This window comes from Thauera terpenica 58Eu, assembly GCF_000443165.1.
Lineage (GTDB): Bacteria > Pseudomonadota > Gammaproteobacteria > Burkholderiales > Rhodocyclaceae > Thauera > Thauera terpenica.
Map to the genome: position 1 here is coordinate 76,909 of NZ_ATJV01000048.1, position 25,507 is coordinate 102,415.

Sequence of the window (25,507 nt, forward strand, 5' to 3'; positions counted from 1 at the left end):
ACCGAAAAACGCCGATCTTCCTTGGCGCGAGACGAGCGCCGCGCACAGAACAGGACGTAAAATCCGGGGCTGACCCCCGGAGCTCGAGCATGTTCAGTGCATCACTTCCCATCTACCGCATCGCAGGCGTGCGCGAAATCGAAGGCAAGCTCATCCCCAGCGCGCGCCCCTCACTGATGGAGCGCGCCGGACGCGCTGCGGCCGAGGACGCAGTGCACCTGATCATGGATCGCCCAGGCCCTATCCTGATTGCCTGCGGGCCGGGCAACAATGGCGGCGATGGCTTCGTGATGGCGCGCCAGCTACGACAGGCGGGCCGTGAGGTCCAGGTCGCCTTTGCCGGCAGTGCTCAGGCCCTGCCAGCTGATGCCGCCAAGGCCCATGCGGATTACACCGCGGCTGGAGGCAATGTGGTTTCCGATCTGCCGGCAGCGCCCGCCCACGGCTGGGCACTGGTGGTCGACGCCCTGTTCGGTATCGGCCTCAAGCGCGCCATCGAGGGCCGCTACGCTGGCTGGATCCAGACCCTCAACGCCCAGCCTGCGCCGCGCCTGGCGCTCGACGTGCCCAGCGGGCTCGACGCCGACACCGGACAGCCCTACGGCACCACCTTTCGTGCCACTCACACCACCACCTTCATTGCGCTCAAACCCGGCCTGCTGACCAACGACGGCCCCGACTACTGCGGTGAGATCAAGGTCCAGCGCCTCGACATCGATGCCCCCGCCTGGCTCGCCGCAGCGGGCCAGGCCATCACGCCCGCCCTGTTCAGGGACCAACTCCAGCCGCGTCCGCGCAACAGCCACAAGGGCCTCTATGGCGATGCCGGCATTCTCGGCGGCAACGCCGGCATGGTCGGTGCGGCCCTGCTCGCCGGGCGCGCCGCGTTCTGGCTGGGCACGGGTCGTGTCTTCATCGGCCTGCTCGACGCCAACGGCCCCGCCGTTGATTTTGCCCACCCTGAATTGATGCTGCGCCGCGCCGCGCATCTGCCCGAACGCCTGAGCGCGCTCGCGATCGGCCCCGGCCTGGGCACGGAAACCGGTTCGGCGGCATTGCTGAGGACCGCGCTGGAACGCGACATCCCGCTGGTGCTCGACGCCGACGCCCTCAATCTGATCGGTGCCGATCGTGAGCTGCAGGCAATTCTGGCAAGCCGCGCCGCGCCCAGCATCCTCACCCCGCACCCTGCCGAAGCCGCACGCATGCTGGGCGTCAGCACCGCCGCAGTGCAGGCCGATCGCCTGCAGGCCGCGCTCGACATCGCACAGCGCCACCGCGCCCTGGCGGTACTGAAGGGCTGCGGCTCCATCATCGCCACCGCCGACGGGCGCTGGTTCATCAACGCCAGTGGCCACCCCGGCATGGCCAGCGCCGGCATGGGTGATGTGCTCACCGGCCTGGTGGTCGGACTCCTCGCCCAGGGCTGGCCTGCAGAGCGCGCGCTGATTGCCGCCGTGCATCTGCACGGCGCCGCCGCCGATCGGCTGGCGCGCGAGGGCATTGGCCCCATCGGACTGAGCGCCAGCGAAACCATAGACGCCGCGCGCGGCGTCTTCAACGGCTGGCTGATCGAGGCCCAGCAAGGCAGCCCGCGTGACAAGGGGCACGAGGCCCGCCACCTCACTGCACGCAACGGACCTTGAGTGGCGCGCAGACTCGTCAGAGGGGGAAGGCAGTGCGGGCACAGGCATGCCGGGAAGACCGCGGTGATACCATGCGAGGGTCAATGACTCACCTCTGCCCAAGACCATGCTCTCTGAACAGCTTCGCGTCGAAATCCAGCGCAACATCGCCGCTTCCCTGGCCGAAGATATCGGCACCGGCGACCTCACCGCACGTCTGATTGCCCCCGAGACCGAGGCCCGGGGCCGGGTCATTACCCGCGAGGACGCGGTGATCTGCGGCACGGCCTGGTTCGATGCCACTTTCGCCGCGCTGAGTCCGGCCGCGGTGGTGAGTTGGCACGTCAAGGATGGCGACGCGGTGAAAGCCGGCGAGGTGTTATGCGACATCATCGCGCGCGCGCGCGTGCTGCTGACCGCCGAACGCAGTGCGCTCAACTTCCTGCAACTGCTCTCGGGCACGGCCACGGTCACACGTCGCTTCGTCGACGCGGTCGCGGGCACCGGCGCGACCATTGTCGACACCCGCAAGACCCTGCCTGGCCTGCGCCTGGCGCAGAAGTACGCGGTCGCGATCGGCGGCGGCAGCAACCACCGCGTCGGCCTCTACGACGGCATCCTGATCAAGGAAAACCACATCATCGCGGCCGGCGGCATCAGCGAAGTGGTGAAGCAGGCGCGCAGCATCGCCCCCTCAAACGTCTTCATCGAGGTCGAAGTGGAGAGCCTGACCGAGCTGAAGGACGCGCTCGATGCGGGCGTAAAAATGGTCCTGCTCGACAACATGAGCCTGGAAGACATGCGCGAAGCGGTCGCGATCAACGCCGGCCGCGCACAGCTCGAAGCCTCTGGGGGCGTCAACCTGGAGCGTGTGCGCGCGATTGCCGAAACCGGTGTGGACCGCATCTCGATCGGCACGCTCACCAAGGACGTGCGCGCACTCGATTTATCCTTGCGCCACGTCGAGGCCTGAGGGCTGGGTGATGGAAGACAAGCTGCCACGCTGGCCCAACGTACCCGCCTGTTATGGCTGGCTGTCGCTGGACGCCCGCGGACGCTGGCGCCTGCAGGACGAAACGATCTCCCACCCGGGCATGATCGCCTTTCTGGATGCCAACTACACCTGCGAGGCCGATGGCAGCTGGCTGGTCAACAACGGCCCGCAGCGGGTGTATGTCAGACTGGATTCCGCACCCTGGATCCTGCGCCTGCAGCCCGACCATCGATTTCTCACCCATAGCGGACGCTGCGTCAGCCCACACGGTGCGATCTTGCTCGACGGGGACGGCCGCGTGTTCATGGATACCGACGCTGGCCCGGCTGCGCTCGACGACCGCGACCTGGCGATGCTGTTTGCCGATGTGCGCACCACCGCCGGCGAGAGCGCAAGCGAGTCCGATCTGCTGGCACTGATGAGGCAGGCAGGGGTGAGGTCGGAGGCGACCCCGCCACCCGCGGCGGATTCAGCCGCCGCTACCGTCAATCTGCAATGGCACGGCCTCCCGGTTCTGAGCCTCGGACACGAGCACGCCGCGGCGCGCCTGGGCTTCATTGCCAATCCGGCCCCTGCAGATGCGGCGCCCGGGCAGGCTGCGCCGTCCTGAACGCAAGGTGCTGAGCGAGGCCGCTCAGACGTGAGCGCTGATGAAGCGCTTCACCAGATCAACGTCGGGCGCCATCACCTCGACCCGTTGCGGCAACTTCTCCATGCCTTCCATCTCTGCCGGGCGCTCGGGCTCGCGCCCCAGCGCCTCGACGATGGTCTCGGAGAACTTGACCGCCTGCGCCGTCTCCAGCACCAATATCGGCACAGTTGCCGGCACTTCATCCCTGCACTGCCAGGCCACCTTGAGGCCATCGGCGGTGTGGGTGTCGACCATCACACCGTAGCGCTCATAGACCTTGCGGATGGTTGCGATCCGGTCGGCATGACTGCTGGCGCCCGACACGAAGCCAAAGTCGGCGATGCGCGCGAATTCAGCCGAGCCGGACAGGTCGAAAGCGCGCCCGGCATCGACCTCAGCCCATAGCGCCGCGACTTTTTTCGGGTCGCGACCGACCAGATCGAACACGAAACGCTCGAAGTTCGACGCCTTGGAAATGTCCATCGACGGGCTGGAGGTGACATGGGTCTCGGCGGCCTTGCGCGGGCGGTACACGCCGCTGCGAAAGAACTCGTCGAGCACGTCGTTCTCATTGGTGGCGAGGATCAGCCTTGCCACCGGCAAGCCCATCTGGCGCGCAATATGACCAGCGCAGATGTTGCCGAAATTGCCCGAGGGCACGCTGAAGGCGATCTGTTCGTCGTTCGAGCGCGTGGCCGCGAAGTAGCCCTTGAAGTAGTACACGATCTGCGCCGCGACGCGCGCCCAGTTGATCGAATTGACTGCGCCAATCTTGTATTCGGCCTTGAAGGCGTGGTCATTGGAGACCGCCTTCACGATGTCCTGCGCATCGTCGAACATGCCGGTGACGGCGATGTTGAAGATGTTGTCGTCCTGCAGCGAATACATCTGCGCACGCTGAAAGGCGCTCATCTTGCCGTGCGGCGAGAGCATGAACACGCGCACGCCGTGCTTGCCACGCATGGCGTATTCGGCTGCGGAGCCGGTGTCGCCGGAAGTGGCACCCAGGATGTTGATGGTCTCGGCGCGCTTCTCCAGAACATACTCGAACAGGTTGCCGAGCAACTGCATCGCCATGTCCTTGAACGCCAGCGTGGGGCCGTTCGACAGTTCCAGCAGTCCCAGCCTGCCCTCCTCAAGCCAATGCACCGGCGTGATGTCGCTGGCCTTTTCGCCTGCGCGCGCATGGCGATACACCTCGGCGGTATAGGTTTTATTGCAGATGGCCCTGAGTTCATCCGCCGGAATATCGGTGATGAACCTGGAGAGGATCTCGAACGCCAGTTCTGCGTACGACAAACTCCGCCAGGCATCGAGTTCGGCGCGCGTCACTTGCGGGTAGTGCTCGGGCAGGTAAAGCCCGCCATCAGGCGCCAGGCCACCCAGCAGGATGTCGCAGAATTCAGGCTTGGCAGCCTGGCCGAGGTGGCCACGGGTGGAGATGTACTTCACGGAGCAGTCCTTCAGAAATCATGATGGGCAGGCGCAAGCGCACGAAGCTCGAATTCTAACGAATTCGTCTGCTGCTTCGGGCCTTTGCGAGCACTACAGCGGCTCACCCTGCAGTCCGGGTCCCACACAGCACATCGGCCCGCAAGCGGGCCGATTGTAGGGGCGAATCTGCGTGCACGCCCCGGAGAGCGCACAGCGCTCAAACTTCTTCGAGGCGAAAACCGATCTTGACCGTGACCTGAAAATGGCCAACCTTGCCATCCACGACATGACCCCGCGTTTCGACGACTTCGAACCAGTCGATGTGACGGATGGTCTGAGCAGCCGATTCGATTGCGTTGCGGATCGCGGCATCGGTGCTTTCGGGGGAGGATCCAACAACTTCAAAAAGCTTGTAGATGTGATTGGACATTTCTTGTCTCCTGTTGGCTGTGGCGATGTCGGCCAGGGAGCACACAGAATCCACTCAAAGCAAACGCTCAGCCTTGCCGGACCTCAGCTTGCCGCTGCTCGAAGCCTCGCACCGACGACCGATAGGCGCGCATGCCGAGCACCGCGACCACGGCGAGAATGCCGATGAAGACAATGAGCTTGAATGTCATGCGAATCGATTCCCTTGCGTCCCTGAACCTCTGCCGGCAAGCCGCGAGGCGGCGCCGACATCTGCAGTGTAGCGGCTAAACGACGGCGCGGCATGGCTGCTGCCGCCATCCACCCCAGGGGCAAGCCCCCTCAGCCTGCATTCGCCTCCAGCCACGCAGCCCGTTCAAGCCAGCGCTGTGCCTTGTCCGTAGCCAGACCGGCAGCGGCGGCAATCTGTCGCAGCGCCACCGGGTCGGGTCGATGGGCCATGACCGTGTCCCAGTAATGGACCAGCGTCAACCAGGGGTTGGGGCGTTCAAGCAGCACGATTTCGTCTCCGGCGCACAACCTGCCTTCGTCAAGCACGCGGTAATACCAGCCGGTGACGCCCGCGGCCTCGACGAAACGCGAAGCGCCGTCCACCTTGAGGCGACGATCGATCTTCCAGCACGGTGAGCGCGGCTGGCTGAGCTGGATGCGTGCCTCACCCATGCCGAACACGTCACCGATGCACACATCGTGCTCGGTCATGCCCCGCGTGCTGATGTTCTCGCCCAGCACGCCCGGCCCGAGCAGGCTCGCACACTGCGGCCACTCCTGCGCGAGCAGCGCATAGTGTTCAGCGGGATACTGATGCAGCGCCTTCTCCGGGCCGCCGTGATAGCGCAGATCAGCCTGTTCATCGCCCTCCAGCCCATTCGTTCCCAAGTGCTGCGGACCGTCAACCGCAGACTTGAAGATCCCGCTTGGCTCACCATCGGGCAGCATCAGCTTCACCCGCCCGGTAAAGATCTGGTCGATTCGACTCTTCATGGCTCAGGACAGACTTTCCACACGCAACTTCGTCACCTTGCCCTGCACCGACTCCAGCACCTCGATCTTGGCAATCGCGGCGTTGGCGTTGCGCTCCACCGTGCGGTGCGTGAGCATGATGATGTCCGTATCCGATTCACCCGCGGCCGCCTCCTTCTGGATCAGCGCCTCGATCGAGATGCTGCTGTCGGCGAGGATGCGGGTGATGTCGGCGAGCACCCCCGGCTTGTCCTCGACCCGCATGCGCAGATAGTAGGAGGTGATGACCTCGTCGATCGACAGCACCGGCACGTCGCGCACCTGGTTGGGCTGGAAGGCCAGATGCGGCACACGGTGCTCCGGATCCGAGGTGTGCAGGCGGGTGACGTCCACCAGGTCGGCGATCACCGCCGAGCCTGTCGGCTCGGCGCCGGCACCCTTGCCGTAGTAAAGCGTGGCGCCGACGGCGTCGCCCTGCACCAGCACCGCATTCATCGCGCCTTCGACATTGGCGATCAGGCGCCGCTCGGGGATCAGCGTCGGGTGCACGCGCAACTCCACCCCCTGTTCGCGGCGGCGGGCGATGCCCAGCAGCTTGATGCGATAACCCAATTGCTCGGCGTAGCGGATGTCGACCGCGTCGAGCTTGCTGATGCCCTCGACGTAAGCCTTGTCGAACTGCATCGGGATGCCGAACGCGATCGCGCTCATGATCGTCGCCTTGTGCGCGGCATCCACGCCCTCGACGTCGAAAGTGGGGTCGGCCTCGGCATAGCCTAGGGCCTGCGCGTCCTGCAGCGCGTCGGCAAAGCTCAGACCCTTGTCGCGCATCTCGGAGAGGATGAAGTTGGTGGTGCCGTTGATGATGCCGGCGAGCCATTCGATGCGGTTTGCAGTCAGCCCCTCGCGCAAGGCCTTGATGATGGGGATACCACCGGCAACTGCGGCCTCGAAAGCCACCATCACGCCTTTTTTCTGCGCAGCGACAAAAATCTCGTTGCCGTGCATGGCAAGCAGCGCCTTGTTGGCGGTGACCACGTGCTTGCCATTTTCGATCGCCTGCAACACCAGCTCCCTGGCCACGCCGCAGCCGCCGATGAGCTCGACGACGATGTCGATCTCGGGGTCGCTGACCACGGCAAAGGCGTCATCGGTCAGCCTGGCGTCGCCTCCGGTGACCTTGCGCGCCAGCTCCAGATTCTTGTCAGCCACGACGGTGATGCAGATCGGTCGACCGGCACGACGGGTGATTTCTTCGGCATTGCGCTTGAGAACGGTGAAGGTGCCGCCGCCGACGGTACCGATGCCCAGCAGGCCAACATTGATCGGTTTCATGCAGTAAGTTCCGTGAGGTATGGGGAGTGTCAGAGAGGGGATTGACGCAGAACTGCGGGCAACATCAGGTGCCGTGGCGCTTGCGGTAATTGCCGAGAAAACGCGCCAGGCGCGAGATGGCGTCGCGCAGCTCGTCTTCGTGCGGCAGGAAGACGAGGCGGAAGTGATCGGGTTGCGGCCAGTTGAAGCCCGAGCCCTGCACCAGCAGCACGCGCTCCTCTTCCAGCAGTTCGGCGATGAAGGCCTGGTCGTCCTCGATCGGATACAGCTTCGGGTCGAGGCGCGGGAACATGTACAAGGTGGCGTCGGGCTTGACGCATGTCACGCCCGGAATCTTCGTGATCAGCTCCCAGGCGAGGTCGCGCTGGCGGCGCATGCGCCCACCTTCGGCGACCAGGTCGTCGATGCTCTGATAGCCACCGAGCGCGGTCTGGATTGCGTACTGGCCGGGCACGTTGGCACACAGGCGCATCGAGGCCAGCATGTTGAGGCCTTCGATGTAATCCGCCGCACGACGTTTGTCGCCACACACCACCATCCAGCCCGCGCGGTAGCCGCAGGAGCGGTAGTTCTTCGACAAGCCATTGAAGATGATGGTGAGCACGTCCTCGGACAGCGCCGCCACCGAGGTGTGCTTGACGCCCTCGTACAAGACCTTGTCGTACACCTCATCGGCGTAGAGGATGAGGTCGTGCTCACGGGCGAACGCGATGATGTCCTTCAGCGTCTCATCCGGATACACCGCGCCGGTCGGATTGTTGGGATTGATGATGACGATGGCACGCGTCCTGGGCGTGAGCTTGGCACGCATGTCTTCCATGTCCGGCAGCCAGCCCTTGCTCTCGTCGCACAGGTAATGCACCGGCTTGCCGCCGGACAGGCTCACCGCCGCGGTCCACAGCGGATAGTCGGGCGCAGGGACCAGCACCTCATCACCGACATCGAGCAAGGCGTTCATCGCCATCACGATGAGCTCGGAGACACCGTTGCCGATATAGATGTCCTCGATGGTCACACCCTTGATGTTCTTTTCCTGGGTGTAATGCATCACCGCCTTGCGTGCCGCAAAAATGCCTTTCGAATCCGAATAGCCCGCCGCATTGGGCAGGTTGCGGATCATGTCCATCTGGATTTCTTCGGGGGAGTCAAAGCCGAACGCGGCAAGGTTGCCGATGTTGAGCTTGATGATCTTGTGCCCCTCATCCTCCATCTGCTTGGCGCGCACCAGCACCGGGCCACGGATGTCGTAGCACACGTCAGCAAGCTTCGCGGACTTGCGAATCGGACGCGCGACCGCTGCACCCGCCTCGGCCTTGACTGCCAGCTCTGGGGATACCGTTGCGAGTTCGAGTGTCTTCACCGCTTTCATGATGGCCTTTCCTGCAGGAGGGAAACGGACGGCAGGGGCTTACCCCTCGCCGCAAAAGATTGTTATCTTAGCCGCGCTGCCGCACTGCGGCAATTTTGCTGCACACAGCACGCGCCCTCAGGGCGGGCGACTCGCGATCGCGGGCATCAGGCGCGGTGTGCGGCCATCCTCAAACTCCCCATGAAACCCCATCGAGAGCCGCACGATGAAGCTCCATCAGGACAACAACGACAACGCAAACGTCGTCACCGGCTACGGCGACGACCACATCATGGTCAATAAGCTGCGTCACGACGGCAACCTGATCCTGACCGCGGACAGCATCCACGCGCCCTGGGCGCCCTTGGTGCGCGGTGACCTCGTCGCCCTGAGCGCAGAGGATCTGGCTGCCGTGGCCGCACTGCGCCCGGAGATCATCATCGTCGGCACCGGTCGGCGCCAGCGCTTTCCCGCGCCGGTCCTGCTGCGGCCCCTGATCGAGGCCCGTATCGGCTTCGAATTCATGGACCTGGCCGCAGCCTGTCGCACCTACAACATCCTGGTCGCGGAAGGCCGCGCGGTCGCGCTCGCCCTGTTGTTCGAATCTGCGCCCTGAGTCTTCGGTCAGGGACGTCCTCGTCTCCGGCACACCGCGCCAGCGCCCGACCTGCCGCGGTGAAACCTTGCGTCGCCAGGCTGAGTCCAAGCCTGTATCACAAGCGGGCGGCACACCCCATCGCGCCCAAGCCTTGCTTGCACCACCCGCCTCCCCTTCACACTCGATCCCGGAGCCCCCAATGAGCCTCGCCCCCGAATTCAGCCTGCCCGCCACCAGCGCACGCCAGATCAGTCTGTCCGAACTGCGCGGCAAGATCGTCGTGCTCTATTTCTACCCCAAGGACAACACCCCTGGCTGCACCAACGAGAGCAAGGATTTCGGTGCGCTGAACGATGAATTTTCCGCCGCTGGCTGCGAGATCTTCGGCATCAGCCGCGACAGCATCAAGAGCCATGAGAACTTCAAGGCCAAGCTCGAGCTGCCCTTCGACCTCATCTCCGACACGGACGAAGTTGCCTGCGAGGCCTTCGGCGTGATGAAGCTGAAGAACATGTACGGCAAGCAGGTGCGCGGCATCGAGCGCAGCAGCTTCGTCATCGACGCCGAAGGCCGCATCGCGCGCGAATGGCGCGCGGTGAAAGTGCCCGGCCATGCCGCAGAAGTTCTATCCTTCGTGCAGTCTCTCTGACCGAGACCCGCCTCTTTCTTCCACCCTCCTTCGGCCCCAGACCATGCCCGCGACCGCCAAGACCAAGACCAAAGTCACGACGTCCGCCGCTGCCAAGCGCAGCAAGGCGACAAAGAAGACCGGCTGCAAGCTGTTCGTGCTCGACACCAATGTGTTGATGCACGACCCGACCAGCCTGTTCCGCTTCGAGGAGCACGATCTGTTCGTGCCGATGATGACCCTGGAGGAACTCGACAACAACAAGAAGGGCACCACCGAGCTTGCGCGCAACACCCGTCAGGCCAGCCGCATGCTCGATGAAATCGTCAGCAGCGCGCCCGACGACATCGTGGCGGGGATCGCGCTCGAGGGCCCCTCGCGCAACATGGCAAGTGGTCACCTCTTCCTTCAGACCGAGGCCATCAACGTCGTCCTGCCCGCCGCCCTGCCCACTGCGCGCGGTGACAACCAGATCCTCGCGGTGGTGATGCATCTGGCCGAGCACCACGCAGAGCGCGAGGTCATCCTGGTGTCGAAGGACATCAACATGCGCATCAAGGCGCGCGCACTCGGGCTGGCGGCACAGGATTACTTCAACGACAAGGTTCTTGAAGACAGCGACCTGCTGTACACCGGAACGCGCGAACTGCCGGCCGACTTCTGGGAGTCCCACGGCCGCGGCATGGAGTCCTGGAAGGAGGAAAGCCACACCTACTATCGCCTGACGGGGCCGCTTGCCCCCGACATGCTGATCAATGAATTCGTCTATGAGCCTGAGGGTGACAATCCGCTGCAGGCCAGAGTCAAGGAAGCGAACGGCTCCAGCATCCTGCTCGAGACGCTGGTGGACTACAGCCACCACAAGAACAACGTGTGGGGCATCACCGCGCGCAACCGCGAACAGAACTTCGCGCTCAACCTTCTGATGAATCCGGACATCGACTTCGTCACCTTGCTGGGTCAGGCCGGCACCGGAAAGACGCTATTGACGCTCGCCGCAGGCCTCACCCAGGTGCTGGAAAGCAAACGCTACGCCGAGATCATCATGACCCGGGTCACCGTGTCGGTGGGCGAGGACATCGGCTTCCTGCCCGGCACTGAAGAGGAAAAGATGACGCCATGGATGGGTGCGCTCGAGGACAACCTCGACGTGCTCAACGGCACTGCGGGTGAAGGAGGCGACTGGGGGCGCGCAGCCACTCGCGACCTGATCCGCAACCGGATCAAGATCAAGAGCCTGAACTTCATGCGCGGGCGCACTTTTCTCAACAAGTTCCTGATCATCGACGAGGCGCAGAACCTCACGCCCAAGCAGATGAAAACCCTGATCACCCGCGCCGGCCCTGGCACCAAGGTGGTATGCATGGGCAACATCGCGCAGATTGACACGCCCTACCTGACCGAAGGCTCCTCGGGACTGACCTTCGTCGTTGACCGCTTCAAGGGCTGGGCACATTCAGGCCACGTCACCTTGCAACGCGGCGAGCGCTCCCGACTCGCCGACCACGCGGCCGACGTCCTTTGAAGCGGGGGCACCAAGCCTTCGCCGGCGCGCAAGACCCTGCTTATAAACAGGTTCTTGGGCGCCATGAGTGCCTGCGTGCGCGGCTAACCTATAATCGTCTCATTCAATCGACGACAGAGCCGTCATGATCGCCAATGCCGCCGACTTGCTGGTGGGCGCCAGCACCGACTTCCTGCGCAGGTTCGCCCCCTTCAAAGACATGGAGGCGGATGCCCTTGCCTTCCTCGCGCAGCACGCAGTGCTCGCCTTTCACGCGCGCGGCGACAACATCCTGACCCCGGAGATGGGCGCCCCGCGCCATTTCTACATCGTCCAGCGCGGCAAGATCCAGGCCCGTCAGACCGGCTCGACCACCACCACCGAGTACACCAGCCTGAACCTGGGCCAGGGCGAGTGCTTCCCGATCGGAGCGATATCTGCCCAGCGCCCTTCGACCAATGCTTACGTAGCAATCGAAGACAGCTTCTGCCTGCAGATCAGTACCGAAGAATTCATGCGGCTGATGCAGATGAGCCCGGTCTTCCATCTGTTCTGCACGCAATACATCGCCGGCCTGCTCAATCAATCGCGCCGGCAGCTGCAAACCAACTTCTCGCAGCGTGCGGCCGAACAGCACACGATGACCACCCAGCTCGGGCAGCTCATCAAGCGCGAGCCGGTCTGCGTCAGCGCAGACACGCCGACGCGTGCGGCACTGGAGCAGATGAAGCTGCAACAGGTCGGCTGCCTGGTCGTGGTTGACCAGGAAGGTCGTCCGGTCGGCGTGCTTACCCAGAGTGATCTGCTGCCACGCGTGATCCTCGCCGACTTCGATCTTCTGCGCCCGATCGGCGAATTGATGACGGCCAATCCGCACCAGCTCGCCAGCACCGCTTCGGCCTATGACGCCATGCTGGAGATGGCGGCGCGCGGGGTGCGACACATTCTGGTCGTTGACGCCGAAGGCCTGCTCAGGGGGGTGGTCTCCGAACGCGATCTGTTCTCACTGCAGCGCGTCAGCCTGCGCCAGATTCGCGCCGGCATCGACAACGCGGCCGACCTCAGCGCACTGCAGCGCGCGAGCACGGACATTCGCCAGCTCGCGCTCAAGCTCATCGCTCAGGGCATAGGCGCGGAACAGCTTACCCAGTTCATCTCCGCACTCAACGACGCACTCACCCGACGCATCATCCAGCTCGCACTGGAGACGCACGATCTGTCCGGCGTGGACTTCGGCTGGATGGCCTTCGGCTCCGAGGGCCGGCATGAGCAAACCCTGTCCACCGACCAGGACAACGGAATCATCTGGCGCTGTCCCGAATGGGAAAAGCCCGCCGCCATCCGCAGCCGCCTCATCGAGTTCGCCAAGGACGTGAACGCCAGCCTCGCTGCTTGTGGCTTTCCCCTGTGCAAGGGCAACATCATGGCCAGCAACCCGGCGCTGTGTCTGACCCTGGACGAGTGGAAGTCGCGCTTTGGCGCGTGGATTCGAGAGCCCCATCCCGAGGCCCTGCTCAACGCGTCGATCTACTTCGATTTCCGGGTCATGTACGGCAATGAACGCCTGGGTGACCAGTTGCGGGCCTGGCTCAACAAGACCGTACGAGGCAACTCCGCCTTCCTGCGCATGATGGCGGCGAACGCGCTGAAGGTCGCCCCGCCGCTGGGTCGTCTGCGCGACTTCGTGGTCGAGGATGGTGGCAGCATCGACCTCAAGAAGTCAGGGGCACGGCTTTTTGTGGACGTAGCGCGCATTCTCGCCCTGCGCACCGGCGTCGACTCCTCCAGCACCGCACAACGTCTGCGCCAGGCAAGCACCAAGATGGGCGTATCGGCCGATGAAGTGGCTGCCATCGTCGACGGCTTTCACTTCGTGCAGTTGCTGCGCCTGCGCTCGCAACGCCTCGATACCGAGCACGGCGCGCCCGGCGACAATCACGTCAACCCCGACTCACTGAACGAGCTCGATCGCAACATCCTGAAAGAAGCCTTTCGCCAGGCGCGCAAGCTGCAGACCCGGCTCAAGCTCGACTATCAACTATGACCAACTGGCTCGGACGTCTGCTCACACCCCGGCCCGGCGCAGGCCCGACCAGCGCGGCCTCCGCGCACGCCCTCAAGCACTGGAGCGACCTGCCACCTGCTGCCATCGACGCAGCGCATTTCGAAACGCGCTACATCGTGCTCAACACCGAAGCCAGCGGCCTGGATATCGACAAGGACAAGCTGCTCGCGGTTGCGGCGGTCGCAGTCGATCGCGGCGTGCTCAATCCGCACGACAGCTATTACGGCGCGCTCGCCCCCGCCCCCGACGCCACCCTGGCCGAGCTGTTGCTGTTCAGCGGCAAGCACCCGCTGGTCGTCTTCAATGCCGCCTTCAACCGCAGCGTGATCGAGCGTGCACTGGAAGAACACCTGGGCGTTACCGTCGCCAGCCTGTGGATTGACCTCTATTTCCTGCTGCCCGCCTTGTTTCCTCAACACCAGGATCGGCCCGCGCGGCTCGCGGCCTGGATGGAGAGCTTCGGCATCGACACTTTTCAGCGCCATCACGCCCTCGGCGACGCCTGGGCCATCGCCCAACTCCTGCTTGCCGCACAGGCCAAGGCATCGGCGCGCGGCGCGCACTCACCGCAAGCGCTTGCCGACATTGAGCGCAGCTACCGCCAGCAACGCAGCCGGCTGTGAGCCCCGCCCGCGCCCGCACCTGACCTGCCCCATGGATAGCGTGCGCCGCCGTTTACAATTACCGTACGCCTGCGTATATTGCGCGCAATGCAGATTCGGCACCTTCTCTTCGCGCTGACGCTCGCTTTCTCGGGGCTGCAGTCCGCCCTCGCAAGCGAGACGCTCCAGGCACAACCAGATTCCGACTCGCACTTATCCACGCTGGATGAGTACGGTTCAGTAGCCGAGCAACTTGTTGACCAGGCCCTTGACTACCTTGGCGTGCGCTACCGCTCGGGTGGCACCTCGCCCGAAACCGGGCTCGATTGCAGCGGCCTGGTGCTCAATGTCTTTCGCAACGCGATTGGTTTCGACCTGCCCCGCACAGCGGCGGAAATGGCGCGCATGGGTGACAAGATCGGCCGCAAGGATCTCAAGCCGGGCGATCTGGTGTTCTTCAATACGATGCGCCGCACCTTCTCTCATGTAGGCATCTATCTGGGCGACGGCAAGTTCGTTCATGCACCGTCCAGCGGCGGCAAGGTACGCGTGGAGGCCATCTCCACCAACTACTGGTCCAAGCGTTTCAATGGTGCACGCCGCCTCATCGACGAAGGCAGCACCCCCAGCGCCGGCGCGTTCTTCGCCATGCGCTGATCCAGCCCCACGGAGCAACGCTGCGCGGGCGGTCCGCCTTGCCGCTTTGCCCCACAGCGCTCAGGCACGACAGCCGGGTGCGCTCGACGCTGCGCCACACTCAGCTCCAAATTCCCCCATATTCGCTGCGGCTCAGTGCACGCGGCGACATTTCGTCACTTCGCAGCAGCGGGCACACTTGTCGGTCATGCGTTGGCCGAGCGCCTGTTGCAGGGCGCAAGTCGAGCGTCGGCAACACACGAACATCACCCCCTGGCGGTTGGCGGCCTCGCGAAAGCGCTGCATGACGTTGTGGCCGATGAAATCAGTAAACAGAATCACCACTTCAATACCGGCGGGCAGCTTGCCACTGCGACGCTGATGCGTCGTGTCGCGCCCGCTGACGTGAGCCGCAATACGGATACCAAAGCCCGACAGGATGTCGGGAATATTGCCAAGGCGGTCCGCGCCAACGAGAAGTGCATCCATGCTCTGCCTCTTAGTTGAGAATTGTTCTCAATATTAAGACATGGAATGCGAATGATTTGCAACTGCGAACTCTTCTCGTTATGATCCGAACCCTGCACCTGTCCATTGCAATTCACCGCAACAACTCATCTCAAGAACTCTCGAAAGGCTGCTGCCCATGATGATGAAGAAAGCCGTTTTCACTGCCCTGCTGTCGACCTCCGCTCTTGCCGCCTTCGGCGTGCACGCGGCTGACACCGAACTGAACATCTACTCTGCCCGCCACTATCAGACCGACGAGGCGCTGTACGGTAACTTCACCAAACAGACCGGCATCAAGGTGAACCGCATCGAAGCCAAGGAAGACGAGCTGCTCGAGCGCATCCGCAACGAGGGCGCGAACAGCCCTGCCGACGTCTTCATCACGGTGGATGTTTCCCGCCTCGCCCACGCCGACCAGATGGGGATCTTCGCCCCCGTGAAATCTGCGCTGCTCGATGAGCGCATTCCCGCCAACCTGCGCACCGAGCGCTGGTTCTCATTCTCGACGCGTGCCCGCATCATCGTCTACAACCCTGAGCTGGTTAAGGCCGAACAAGTCCAAAGCTACGAACAACTCGCCGACCCGGGGCTGAAAGGCAAGGTTTGCACGCGCTCGGGCAGCCACCCCTACAACCTGTCGCTGGGCGCGGCGATGATCAAGCACAACGGGGCGGACGAGACCGTGAAGTGGGCGAGCGGCCTGGTCGACAACTTTGCCCGCGCCCCCAAGGGTGGCGATACCGACCAGATCAAGTCGGTCGCTGCAGGCGAATGTGGGGTGGCGATCGCCAACAGCTATTATCTGGCGCGTCTGATGAATTCGACCAAACCCGACGATCAGGCGGTGGTGGATAAGATCAAGGTGGTGTGGCCAAACCAGCACAGCTGGGGCACCCACATCAACGTCTCGGGCGCGGGCATGCTCAAGAGCGCCCCGCACAAGGAAGCAGCCGTCAAATTCCTCGAGTACCTGGCCTCGGACGAAGCCCAGGCCTATTTTGCCAATGGCAACAACGAATGGCCGGTGGTCGCGTCGGTCAAGGTGGACAACCCGGCGCTCGACAAGCTCGGCAAGTTCAAGGCGGACTCGATGCAGATCGGCGAGCTCGCCGACACCGTGGCGCAGGCACAAAAGATCTACGACCGCGCCGGCTACCGCTGATCCACGGCACAGCCGCAGCGTTCAGCGCGGCGCCATCTCGGACAGGGGCTGCACGTCCTCGGGCGCGCAGCCCCTGTCCTTTTCCGTGCGCGCCAGCACCGCGCGATTGCGCCCGCTACGTTTGGCCTCGTACAAGGCCTCGTCAGCGCGGGTGAAGATCACATCAAAGCCACTGTCCTCGGCATCGAGCATCGCCACCCCGATGCTGACCGAAAAAGGCAGGGGCGCATTGCTGACGATGGCAGGATTGGATGCAATCAGATCGCGCAGGCGCTCGGCCGCGCGCAAGGCCCCCGCGGCATCGTCGATGCAGGGCAGGAGCACGCCGAACTCCTCACCGCCCAGGCGCGCAAATACGTCCACCTCACGCAGATGGCCGCTCACAAGCCCGGAAAAATGGCGCAGCACCTCATCGCCCGCGGCATGACCCCAGGTGTCGTTCACGCGCTTGAAGTGGTCCAGGTCGATCAGCAGAAAACCCGCGTTCGAACCGTGACGACGCACGCGACCCAGTTCGCCATTGGCCATCTCGGTGAAATAACGCCGGTTCCAAAGACCGGTCAGTGGATCGCTGGTCGCCAGCTGCAGCAGACTCTCCTCCATGGCCTTGCGCGAGGAGATGTCCTGATGCAGACCGATGGCCCGCAGCGCCTTGCCCTCCTCGTCCCGCTCCAGCACCCGCCCGGCATCCTGCACCCACACCCAATGGCCATCGCTGTGGCGCATTCGATATTCGGCGGTATAGGACTTGGTTTCACCGCGTAGATGCGGCCCGAGCGTAGCCTGGATATGGCCCCAGTCCTCCGGGTGCACGAGCGCCTCCCAGCTCGACACGTCCTGCGCAACCTCATCCAGCGTGCGCCCGAGCATCTCTGCCCACAGGGGGCTGAAGGACATCCTGCCAGTGCCGATGTCCCAGTCCCAGATCCCCAGGGAGGCACCCTGCAAGGCCATCAGCAAGCGCTGTTCGCGCTCGGCAATCTGCTCGCGCACCCGGCGGCGCTCGGTGAAGTCGCGGCTGATGCCAATCTCGCCAAGCAGCGCGCCCGCCTCGTCATGAAATGGAATGTGCAAGGTGTCGAACAGGCGCATGTTGCCATCGGGCCCCTCAATCCACTCCTCATGCCGCTCAGGCTTGCGCGCCACTGCCGCGCCGCCTGCCTCTCCGGACTGCTGCATGCCCGGCCCGAACAATTCGGTATCAGTGTGCCCGATCAGGCTCTCCTCACTGAGGTCGTAGCAGCGGCTGAAGGCCTTGTTGCAGCCCAGATAGGCGCCGCGGGTGTCCTTGAATGCGATCAGGTCCGGCACCGAGTCGATCATCGCGCGCAACAGCGCCCGCTCTTGCGCCAGAGCCGCATGCGGCTCGCGCACCCCAGCGCTGAACACGGCCTTGTAGATCATCACCGAGGCGGCGAGCTTATTGCCATGGCCGAGCACGTTGAACACATCCGAAACATCGACATAGAGCGTGAAATACAGCTCGGCCAGTGCCATCGTCCATGCCGCAGCCGCAAGCCAGGTCAGTGCGCGCACGCCATCTCGAACACCGCGCGCAAACAGCAGCAGCGCAGCCACTGCATAGGCGGCGGCCAGAACGTACTCGATCCTTATCTTCAGGGCGGTGATGCCCTGCCCGGGGACGAAGGTTTGCGGCAAGGCATGGGGCTGAAACAGGATTACCCAAGCCATCAGGGTCACCGCCGCCAGCACCGCGAGCAAGCTCAGGCGCAGCCGTGTCACCGACCACCGTGTGCAGCCAAGAAAGGGCAGCACCAATAGCCCGAGCACGGCGAATGAGCGCGCCACCAGCCAGAAATTGATCGCCTTCTCGGCACCGCTTGGGGTGATGAACACCGGCATTCCGGCATAAGAAAGAACGTGCAGAAAGTCGCTCAGCCCCACCGCCAAAAAAATGATCCCCAACCACACGAATGGGCCGCTTTGCGGCGTACGGCGCAGACTCCAGCCGAGCCCGAACACCATCGCCGACACGGTGATGGAAAACACCTCCAGCGCGGTGTGCAGGGCAAGGTAATGATCGGGAGCGGAAAACACCTGCCACGCCGGCAGCACGCTGCCAAAGGCAAACAACACGCTCAGAAAGAGGGCCCAGCGCGCAGGCGCGAGCTTGAGCGCCTGCAGCAAGCTGCGGCTCAGAGGAACTCCAGGCAAGAGCGATTTCATGATGATCGGCAGGTCCGGCGCGTGGCACGACGCAAGCGCTATTCACGAGCTTGTTATTTTTCGGGAATATCCTTGTTTGCGCCCGATTATCGCCCAAGCCAGCCACAAGCCACGCAAACGATGTCCACACAGTGCGTCCTGTGCCACGGTGCACAGGTGTCTTTCAGCGCTGGGCTCAGTCCCGGCGGCGTCCGCCCTTGAGTATCTGACGCGAGATCACGAACATCGGCAGCAGCCCCACCGCAACAATGATTAGCGCCGCGGTGGACGCTTCGGCAAGACGCTCATCCGCGGCCAGGGTGTGCGCCTGGGTGGCCAGGGTGTCGAAGTTGAAGGGGCGAATCACCAGCGTGGCGGGCAACTCCTTCATCACATCGACAAACACCAGCAGCGCAGCCGAGAGCAAGCTGCCACGCAGGATAGGGACATGGACACGGCGCAGCGTCTCCCACTTGCCGCAGCCCAGACTGCGCGAGGCGTCGTCCATGCTCACAGTAATCTTCCCCAGGCTGGACTCAACGGCGTTCAGTGCCACCGCCAGGAAGCGCGCCAGATAAGCGTAGATCAGCGCCGCAATGCCACCGCTCAGAATGAGCCCCGGGTTAACGCCGAAACTGGCCTGCCAAACCTGCACCAGCCAGGTGTCGAGCCGCGTCACCGGGATCAGCACGCCCACTGCGATCACCGACCCCGGCACGGCGTAGCCCAGACCGACGATACGGTTCATGGCCGCAGGCAGGGACGAGCGCGCCAGCCGTGCCGCGTAGGCCAGCAGCACGGCCAGCACCACGGCGATCACCGAAGTCAGCGCCGCAAGCACAAAGCTGTTGCGCGCGAGGTGCACAAAGCGCGGGCCGAACTGAGCATCACCTTCGACAAAGGCCATATGCAGCAACAAGGCCGCCGGCAACAGAAAGCCCAGCAGCAAGGGCATGAAGCAGGCAAAGCTGGCCAGCAGCCCCAGCCCCAGCGGCAAGCGTCTGCGCGCCGGTGCCCCTTGCTGGCGCGAAGTGTTGTTGAAGCGCGCACGGCCACGGCTCGCAAACTCAAGACTGAGCACGAGCACGACGAAGGTGAGCAGTGCGGCCGCAAGCTGAGCGGCAGCAATGCGGTCGCCCAGCGAGAACCAGGCGCGGTAGATGCCGGTGGTGAAGGTCTGCACACCAAAGTAGGACACGGTGCCAAAGTCAGCCAGCGTCTCCATCAGGGCGAGCGCCGTGCCCGCGACCACGGCGGGGCGGGCCAGTGGCAGCGACACGTGAAGGAAGCAGCCCCAGGGCCCCAGACCCAGCGAGCGTCCGGCCTCGAGCATGCCACCCGCGCGTTCGAGGAAGGCCGTGCGCACCAGGATGTAGCAGTAGGGATAGAGCACGAACATGAACATCGTCACCGCGCCGCCCACCGTGCGCACGTCCGGGAACCAGTAGTCCCCGGCACGCCAGCCGAAGAATGCACGCAGCCCACTCTGCACCGGCCCGACAAACTGCAGGAAGTCGGTGTAGGCGTAGGCCATGACATAGGCCGGCATCGCCATCGGCAACACCAGGGCCCATTCGTAGAAGCGGCGACCGGGGAAATCGAGCATGGTCGTCAGCCAGGCGGTGGTGATTCCGATCGATGCCACGCCCAAGCCCACGCCCAGGCACAGCACGACGGTGTTGAAGACGAAATCGCCCAGCACCGTATCGCTCAGATGCGCCCAGGTATCGCCGGTACCACCGACAAAGACGTTGGAGAACACCGATAGCACTGGCGCCGCGATGAACACGGCAATGATCACCGCAGCCAGGGTCAACACGGACCCATTCGCAAAGCCGCTCAGGCCGCTTGCGGCCCGCCCCCCCTTCAGTTTCATCCGTCGTCCGTTGTGTTCGCGTCGTTATCGGGCCGGGCTTTTCGCCTCATGATCCCTTGGTATGGCGGGAATTATAATTGATCGCATTTGCAACGCTGCGATGCAATAATCCACCTCGTCACTGGCCAACTCCCCGCCATGTCCCATCTCCAGCTCATCGACATCGACCTCGCCTTCGGTCCGCATCGCATTGTCCACAAACTGTCGTTCAGCCTCGAGAAAGGCCAGATCGGCTGCCTGCTCGGCCCTTCGGGCTGCGGCAAGACCACGGTGTTGCGCTGCATAGCCGGCTTCGAGCGCGTGGCCGCGGGCGAGATACGGCTGGGCGGCGAGGTGGTCAGCACCGCGCGCATGCATCTCGCCCCCGAGCGCCGGCGCATCGGCATGGTGTTTCAGGACTACGCCTTGTTTCCCCACCTCTCGGTCGCCGACAACATCGGCTTCGGGCTGCGCGCAGAGGCCAGCACCACGCGCGACGCACGTGTGGCCGAGCTCCTGCAGCTGGTCGGACTCGCCGGCCAGGGCAACAAATATCCGCACGAAATGTCGGGTGGCCAGCAGCAGCGCGTCGCCCTCGCGCGCGCGCTCGCACCGCGCCCCAGCCTGTTGCTGCTCGATGAACCCTTCTCCAATCTCGACGTGGAACTACGCGAGCGCCTGTCCTACGAAGTGCGCGACATCATCAAGGTGGCCAAGACCACGGCAATCCTCGTCACCCACGACCAGAACGAGGCCTTCGCCGTCGCTGACGAGATCGGCATCATGCACGAGGGCCGCATCCAGCAGTGGGATACGCCCTACCAGCTCTACCATAAACCGGCAAACCGCTTCGTGGCCGACTTCATCGGCCAGGGCGTGTTCATCGAAGGCCGCATGCTCGACGAACGCCATGTCCAGATCGAGCTCGGCGTACTCGACAATTCGGCCCCGCTGCTGTGCGGCGAGGATAGCCGGAGCTGTCGACTCGATCTGGCGGTGGACGTGCTGCTGCGCCCGGATGATGTGGTCCATGACGACAGCAGTGCACTCAAGGCTGAAGTGGTACACAAGGCGTTTCGCGGCGCCAACATCCTGTACACCTTGCGCCTTGGCAGTGGCGTGAAGGTATTGTCGCTGGTCCCCAGCCATCACAACCATGCGCTCGGCGAGCGCATCGGCATCCGTCTGGCCGCCGATCACGTGATCACTTTCCAGGACCAGCCTGGTCACAAGGCCATCGCCGCGACGCTGAAATGAAACGCACATGATCCCGTGGCTGGAAGGCGCACCCGGTTTTCCACCGCTCGAACAGGCTCTCACCGAACCCAATGGCCTGCTCGCCGCCGGCGGCGCGCTGGAGCCACAGTGGCTGCTCACCGCCTATCGCCAAGGCATTTTTCCATGGTACAGCCCGGGCGAGCCTATCCTGTGGTGGAGCCCGGATCCGCGCCTGGTGTTGCTGCCCGACGAGCTCCACATCAGCCGCTCCTTGCGCAAGACCTTGCGCCGGCGCCCTTTCGAGTTGCGCGTCGATAGCGCCTTCAGCGCCGTGATCGAGGCCTGCGCTGCGCCGCGCGCGCCCGCCACCGGCACCTGGATCAGCGCCGAGATGCGTGCCGCCTACCTGGCCATGCACGAACTCGGCTATGCGCACAGTGTCGAATGCTGGCGTGACGGTCGCCTCGTGGGCGGCTTGTATGGCATGGCGCTGGGTCGGGTGTTCTTTGGCGAGTCGATGTTCTCCCTAGCCACCGATGCGTCAAAAGTCGCATTCGCCCACCTCGTGCGCTTTCTGCGCACGCAAGGCTATGCCATCATCGATTGCCAGATGAAGACCGCGCACCTGATGTCCCTGGGCGCACGCGAGATTACGCGCCAGCAGTTTCTTGACATGCTGGACCAGCATGCGTGCGCGCCCCGGTCCCTGCATCGATGGCCGGCTGCGAGTCTGGCGGACATGGACTGGAATTAGAAGCAGAGCGAGCTCCGCGGGCGGCGAGACGATGCAAAAAGACTACCCCTACGCACTCATCCAGTTTTACGCGACCGCAGCTTACGCGTGCTCTTACCTCCCCGCGCGCAACGCTCGTTCGCAGGTCGCCACCCCCGGACATCTGATCGACACCCACATCTACGGTGAACTGGTGCGGCGCGGTTTCCGGCGCAGCGGGGTGTTCACCTATCGTCCCTATTGCGACACCTGCAACGCCTGTGTCCCGGTACGCATCCCGGTGCAGGACTTCCACCCCGACCGCAGCCAGCGCCGCGCACACCTGCGTCACCGCGATCTGCACATCGTCGAGCGCCCCCTGGCCTACGTCGAGGAGCACTACGGCCTCTACCAGCGTTACCAGGCTGCGCGCCACTGCGGTGGCGGCATGGATCTCGACAATCGCGAGCAGTACACCCACTTCCTGCTGCAGAGCCATGTGGACACACGCCTGGTCGAGTTTCGCGATCAGCACGCCCTGCGCATGGTCAGCGTCATCGATCTGCTGGAGGATGGCCTGTCCAGCGTGTACACCTTCTATGACCCGGATCTCCCACGCAGCGCCTTCGGCACCTACGGCATCCTGTGGCAGATCGAGGCCTGTCGTCGCCTGGGCCTGCCCTACGTCTATCTTGGCTACCTGATCGGTGAGAGCCCGAAAATGGCCTACAAGGCGCGCTTCCGCCCCCTGCAGGCGCTGCGCAATGGGCGATGGGAGCCGCTCTCGGAACCCGTCCCGACACCGGCCACGGACGCTCGCTAGCTGCCAGCCATCGCCTGAGCTCGGCCGAATCGCTACAATCTCGCGATGCTCTATGACCTCGCCCGCCCCCTGATTTTCTCCCTCGACCCGGAAACGGCTCACGACTACACCCTGCGTGCCCTGAGTCTGGCTGGGCGCATCCTGCCCGCCGGCCAGCCTGAGCCGGCGACGCCGATCGAAGTGATGGGTTTGCGCTTTCCCAACGCCATCGGCCTCGCGGCCGGTCTCGACAAGAATGGCGCAGCCATCGACGGCCTCTCCCGCATGGGTTTCGGCTTCATCGAAATCGGCACCATCACTCCCCGCCCCCAGCCCGGCAACCCGCGTCCGCGCATGTTTCGCCTGCCCGAAGTGCAAGGCATCATCAACCGCATGGGCTTCAACAACCACGGCGTCGATGCGCTGCTTGCCAACGTCAAGGCGGCGAAGTTCAGCGGCATCCTCGGCATCAACATCGGCAAGAACTTCGATACCGCAATCGGACGCGCAGCCGACGACTATCTGGCCTGCCTTGAAAAAGTCTATGCGCGGGCGAGCTATGTCACGGTCAATATTTCTTCACCCAACACCCAGAACCTGCGCCAGTTGCAGGGCGAGTCCGAGCTCGACGACCTCCTTGGCCAGCTCAAGCGCGCACAGACGCGGCTGGCTGAGCGCCATGGCCGCTACGTGCCGCTGACCTTGAAGATTGCGCCCGATCTCGACCAGGCACAGGTGATCAACATCGCTGACGCGCTGCGCCGCCATCACATCGATGGCGTGATCGCCACCAACACCACGATTGCACGCGACAAGGTGCAAGGCATCCGCCATGGCAACGAGCTTGGCGGGCTATCAGGTGCGCCGGTCTATGAAGCCTCAACCCAGGTCGTGCGCCAGCTCGCCACTGCTCTTGGCGGCGAGCTGCCCATCATCGCTGCTGGCGGCGTGCTCGATGGCGCGGGGGCACGCGCAAAACTCGAAGCCGGAGCAAGGCTGGTGCAGCTCTACAGCGGTCTGATTTATCGTGGCCCCGCCCTGGTGCGGGAATGCGTGCGCGCCACCACTGCCTGAACGCCGAGCACCCATTGAGGAAAGCACGGGGCGGCAGCCTCGATGCAAGTCGTTAGAATGCCCGCGTTCGTACCCATCATCGCCCCTGGAGATTCCGCATGAACCCACGTCGTCAGTTCATCCTGTCCGGCACCGCGCTCGCGCTTGCCCTCAGTCTGCCGCTCAGCGCCAGCGCAGCGCAGCCCGCGCAACTGGGCTTCGTCTACGTCAGCCCGATCGGTGACGCGGGCTGGACCTTCCAGCACGACCAAGGCCGCAAGGAAATGGAGAAAGCCCTCGGTGACAAGGTGAGCAGCCGCTACGTCGAGAGCGTGGCCGAAGGTGCGGACGCCGAGCGCGTCATCCGCGAGTTCGCCGCCAGTGGCAGCAAGATCGTGTTTGCGACCAGCTTTGGCTACATGAACTACGTCGAGCGCGTCGCCAGGCAGTTCCCCAATGTCACCTTCCTGCACGCCACCGGCTACAAGTCCGGCAAAAACTTTGCCAACTACAACGCGCGCTTCTACGAGGGCCGCTACATCAATGGCGCCATCGCCGGCAAGATGACCAAGTCGAACATACTTGGCTATGTTGGTGCCTTCCCGATCCCGGAAGTCCTGCAAGGCATCAACGCCTTCACCCTGGGAGCGCGCAGCGTCAATCCCAACGTCGAGGTCCGGGTGATCTGGGTAAACAGCTGGTACGACCCGGGCAAGGAGCGCGAGGCGGCGATGACGCTCATTTCACAGGGCGCGGACATGCTCACGCACCACACCGACTCGACCGCCACCGTTCAGGCCGCGGAGGAGAAAAACGTGTACTCGTTCGCCTACCACTCCGACATGTCCAAGTACGGCCCCAGGACCCAGCTCACCGCCACCACCCACCACTGGGGCGATTTTTACACGCGCACGGTGAACGCGGTGCTGGCGGGTACGTGGAAGCCCGAACCCGTATGGGGTGGCTTCAAGGACGGCATGATCGGCATGGCACCCTTCAACCCCGCCATACCGGCCGAGGTGCAGACCCTTGCCAGAGACCTCGAGCGCCGCATGAAGGCGGGCAGCTTCCATCCCTTCACCGGCCCGGTGCTTGACCAGGCCGGCAAGGAGCGGCTGGCTGCCGGTGCGGTAATGGAGGACGGCGCGCTGGGCAAGATGGATTACTTCGTGCAGGGCGTCACTTCGCGCCTGCCCTCAGCGAAGTAGGACCGACGCAGAACCGAAAAAAGCCCGCC

24 protein-coding genes are annotated in these 25,507 nt (G+C 63.9%); 15 read left to right on the plus strand and 9 right to left on the minus strand.

Annotated elements, in window-relative coordinates; translation table 11 throughout:
• Positions 1-89: 89 nt before the first annotated feature.
• The 3 genes from M622_RS27375 (at position 90) to M622_RS27385 (ending at position 3,229) form a co-directional block, all read left to right on the plus strand.
• A complete protein-coding gene (locus tag M622_RS27375) occupies positions 90-1,646 on the plus strand; it encodes an NAD(P)H-hydrate dehydratase (RefSeq protein ID WP_021248805.1) in 1,557 nt (518 codons plus the stop codon).
• A gap of 106 nt (positions 1,647-1,752) precedes the next feature.
• Positions 1,753-2,598 (plus strand): carboxylating nicotinate-nucleotide diphosphorylase, encoded by an 846-nt coding sequence (nadC, locus tag M622_RS27380; RefSeq protein ID WP_021248806.1) that lies wholly within the window; start codon positions 1,753-1,755, stop codon positions 2,596-2,598.
• Between the two features lie 10 nt (positions 2,599-2,608).
• On the plus strand, positions 2,609-3,229 hold the full coding sequence (locus tag M622_RS27385) for a DUF2946 family protein (RefSeq protein WP_021248807.1): 621 nt from the start codon (positions 2,609-2,611) through the stop codon (positions 3,227-3,229).
• A 24-nt stretch (positions 3,230-3,253) separates the two neighbouring features.
• Here M622_RS27385 and thrC read toward each other — a convergent pair whose 3' ends face one another.
• From thrC to M622_RS27410, 6 genes are all read right to left on the minus strand, one after another.
• The gene (gene thrC, locus M622_RS27390) at positions 3,254-4,702 is read right to left on the minus strand and encodes a threonine synthase (RefSeq protein WP_021248808.1); all 1,449 of its coding nucleotides are present in this window, start codon (positions 4,700-4,702) and stop codon (positions 3,254-3,256) included.
• 199 nt (positions 4,703-4,901) lie between these two features.
• Complete coding sequence (locus tag M622_RS27395; RefSeq protein ID WP_021248809.1) at positions 4,902-5,114, minus strand: dodecin; 213 nt, start codon at positions 5,112-5,114, stop codon at positions 4,902-4,904.
• Positions 5,115-5,181: 67 nt separating this feature from the next.
• Positions 5,182-5,304 (minus strand): hypothetical protein, encoded by a 123-nt coding sequence (locus M622_RS40690; protein ID WP_021248810.1) that lies wholly within the window; start codon positions 5,302-5,304, stop codon positions 5,182-5,184.
• Between the two features lie 130 nt (positions 5,305-5,434).
• Positions 5,435-6,097, minus strand: a complete 663-nt coding sequence (locus M622_RS27400; protein ID WP_021248811.1) for an MOSC domain-containing protein — start codon at positions 6,095-6,097, stop codon at positions 5,435-5,437.
• Positions 6,098-6,100: 3 nt separating this feature from the next.
• On the minus strand, positions 6,101-7,411 hold the full coding sequence (locus M622_RS27405; RefSeq protein WP_021248812.1) for a homoserine dehydrogenase: 1,311 nt from the start codon (positions 7,409-7,411) through the stop codon (positions 6,101-6,103).
• 64 nt (positions 7,412-7,475) lie between these two features.
• A complete protein-coding gene (locus M622_RS27410) occupies positions 7,476-8,780 on the minus strand; it encodes a pyridoxal phosphate-dependent aminotransferase (RefSeq protein WP_021248813.1) in 1,305 nt (434 codons plus the stop codon).
• Positions 8,781-8,985: 205 nt separating this feature from the next.
• Here M622_RS27410 and M622_RS27415 point away from each other — a divergent pair, with 205 nt between their 5' ends.
• From M622_RS27415 to M622_RS27440, 6 genes are all read left to right on the plus strand, one after another.
• On the plus strand, positions 8,986-9,375 hold the full coding sequence (locus M622_RS27415) for an Mth938-like domain-containing protein (protein ID WP_021248814.1): 390 nt from the start codon (positions 8,986-8,988) through the stop codon (positions 9,373-9,375).
• Positions 9,376-9,556: 181 nt separating this feature from the next.
• Positions 9,557-10,006, plus strand: a complete 450-nt coding sequence (locus M622_RS27420; protein ID WP_021248815.1) for a peroxiredoxin — start codon at positions 9,557-9,559, stop codon at positions 10,004-10,006.
• Between the two features lie 43 nt (positions 10,007-10,049).
• Positions 10,050-11,510, plus strand: a complete 1,461-nt coding sequence (locus tag M622_RS27425) for a PhoH family protein (RefSeq protein ID WP_021248816.1) — start codon at positions 10,050-10,052, stop codon at positions 11,508-11,510.
• 124 nt (positions 11,511-11,634) lie between these two features.
• Complete coding sequence (locus M622_RS27430; RefSeq protein WP_021248817.1) at positions 11,635-13,533, plus strand: DUF294 nucleotidyltransferase-like domain-containing protein; 1,899 nt, start codon at positions 11,635-11,637, stop codon at positions 13,531-13,533.
• Positions 13,530-14,177: a 3'-5' exonuclease gene (locus tag M622_RS27435; protein ID WP_021248818.1), complete on the plus strand. Its 648-nt coding sequence runs from the start codon at positions 13,530-13,532 to the stop codon at positions 14,175-14,177. Before M622_RS27430 ends, M622_RS27435 begins: the two co-directional genes overlap by 4 nt.
• 87 nt (positions 14,178-14,264) lie before the next feature.
• Entirely contained in the window at positions 14,265-14,813 is a 549-nt protein-coding gene (locus tag M622_RS27440; RefSeq protein WP_021248819.1) for a C40 family peptidase, read from the plus strand.
• Positions 14,814-14,945: 132 nt separating this feature from the next.
• Here M622_RS27440 and M622_RS27445 read toward each other — a convergent pair whose 3' ends face one another.
• Complete coding sequence (locus tag M622_RS27445; RefSeq protein WP_021248820.1) at positions 14,946-15,281, minus strand: DUF2325 domain-containing protein; 336 nt, start codon at positions 15,279-15,281, stop codon at positions 14,946-14,948.
• Between the two features lie 163 nt (positions 15,282-15,444).
• Here M622_RS27445 and M622_RS27450 point away from each other — a divergent pair, with 163 nt between their 5' ends.
• Positions 15,445-16,464 (plus strand): Fe(3+) ABC transporter substrate-binding protein, encoded by a 1,020-nt coding sequence (locus M622_RS27450; protein WP_088178582.1) that lies wholly within the window; start codon positions 15,445-15,447, stop codon positions 16,462-16,464.
• 21 nt (positions 16,465-16,485) lie between these two features.
• Here M622_RS27450 and M622_RS27455 read toward each other — a convergent pair whose 3' ends face one another.
• Positions 16,486-18,651, minus strand: coding sequence for a sensor domain-containing diguanylate cyclase (locus M622_RS27455; RefSeq protein ID WP_052028692.1), 2,166 nt, complete (start codon positions 18,649-18,651; stop codon positions 16,486-16,488).
• 175 nt (positions 18,652-18,826) lie between these two features.
• Complete coding sequence (locus M622_RS27460; RefSeq protein WP_021248823.1) at positions 18,827-20,506, minus strand: ABC transporter permease; 1,680 nt, start codon at positions 20,504-20,506, stop codon at positions 18,827-18,829.
• Between the two features lie 138 nt (positions 20,507-20,644).
• Between M622_RS27460 and M622_RS27465 the strand changes: the two genes are divergently transcribed.
• The 5 genes from M622_RS27465 (at position 20,645) to M622_RS27485 (ending at position 25,478) form a co-directional block, all read left to right on the plus strand.
• The gene (locus M622_RS27465) at positions 20,645-21,742 is read left to right on the plus strand and encodes an ABC transporter ATP-binding protein (protein WP_021248824.1); all 1,098 of its coding nucleotides are present in this window, start codon (positions 20,645-20,647) and stop codon (positions 21,740-21,742) included.
• Between the two features lie 7 nt (positions 21,743-21,749).
• Complete coding sequence (aat, locus tag M622_RS27470) at positions 21,750-22,457, plus strand: leucyl/phenylalanyl-tRNA--protein transferase (RefSeq protein ID WP_021248825.1); 708 nt, start codon at positions 21,750-21,752, stop codon at positions 22,455-22,457.
• Positions 22,458-22,488: 31 nt separating this feature from the next.
• Positions 22,489-23,238 (plus strand): arginyltransferase, encoded by a 750-nt coding sequence (locus M622_RS27475; RefSeq protein ID WP_021248826.1) that lies wholly within the window; start codon positions 22,489-22,491, stop codon positions 23,236-23,238.
• Between the two features lie 45 nt (positions 23,239-23,283).
• Positions 23,284-24,291 (plus strand): quinone-dependent dihydroorotate dehydrogenase, encoded by a 1,008-nt coding sequence (locus M622_RS27480; protein WP_021248827.1) that lies wholly within the window; start codon positions 23,284-23,286, stop codon positions 24,289-24,291.
• A gap of 98 nt (positions 24,292-24,389) precedes the next feature.
• Positions 24,390-25,478, plus strand: coding sequence for a BMP family ABC transporter substrate-binding protein (locus tag M622_RS27485; RefSeq protein ID WP_021248828.1), 1,089 nt, complete (start codon positions 24,390-24,392; stop codon positions 25,476-25,478).
• Positions 25,479-25,507: the final 29 nt, after the last annotated feature.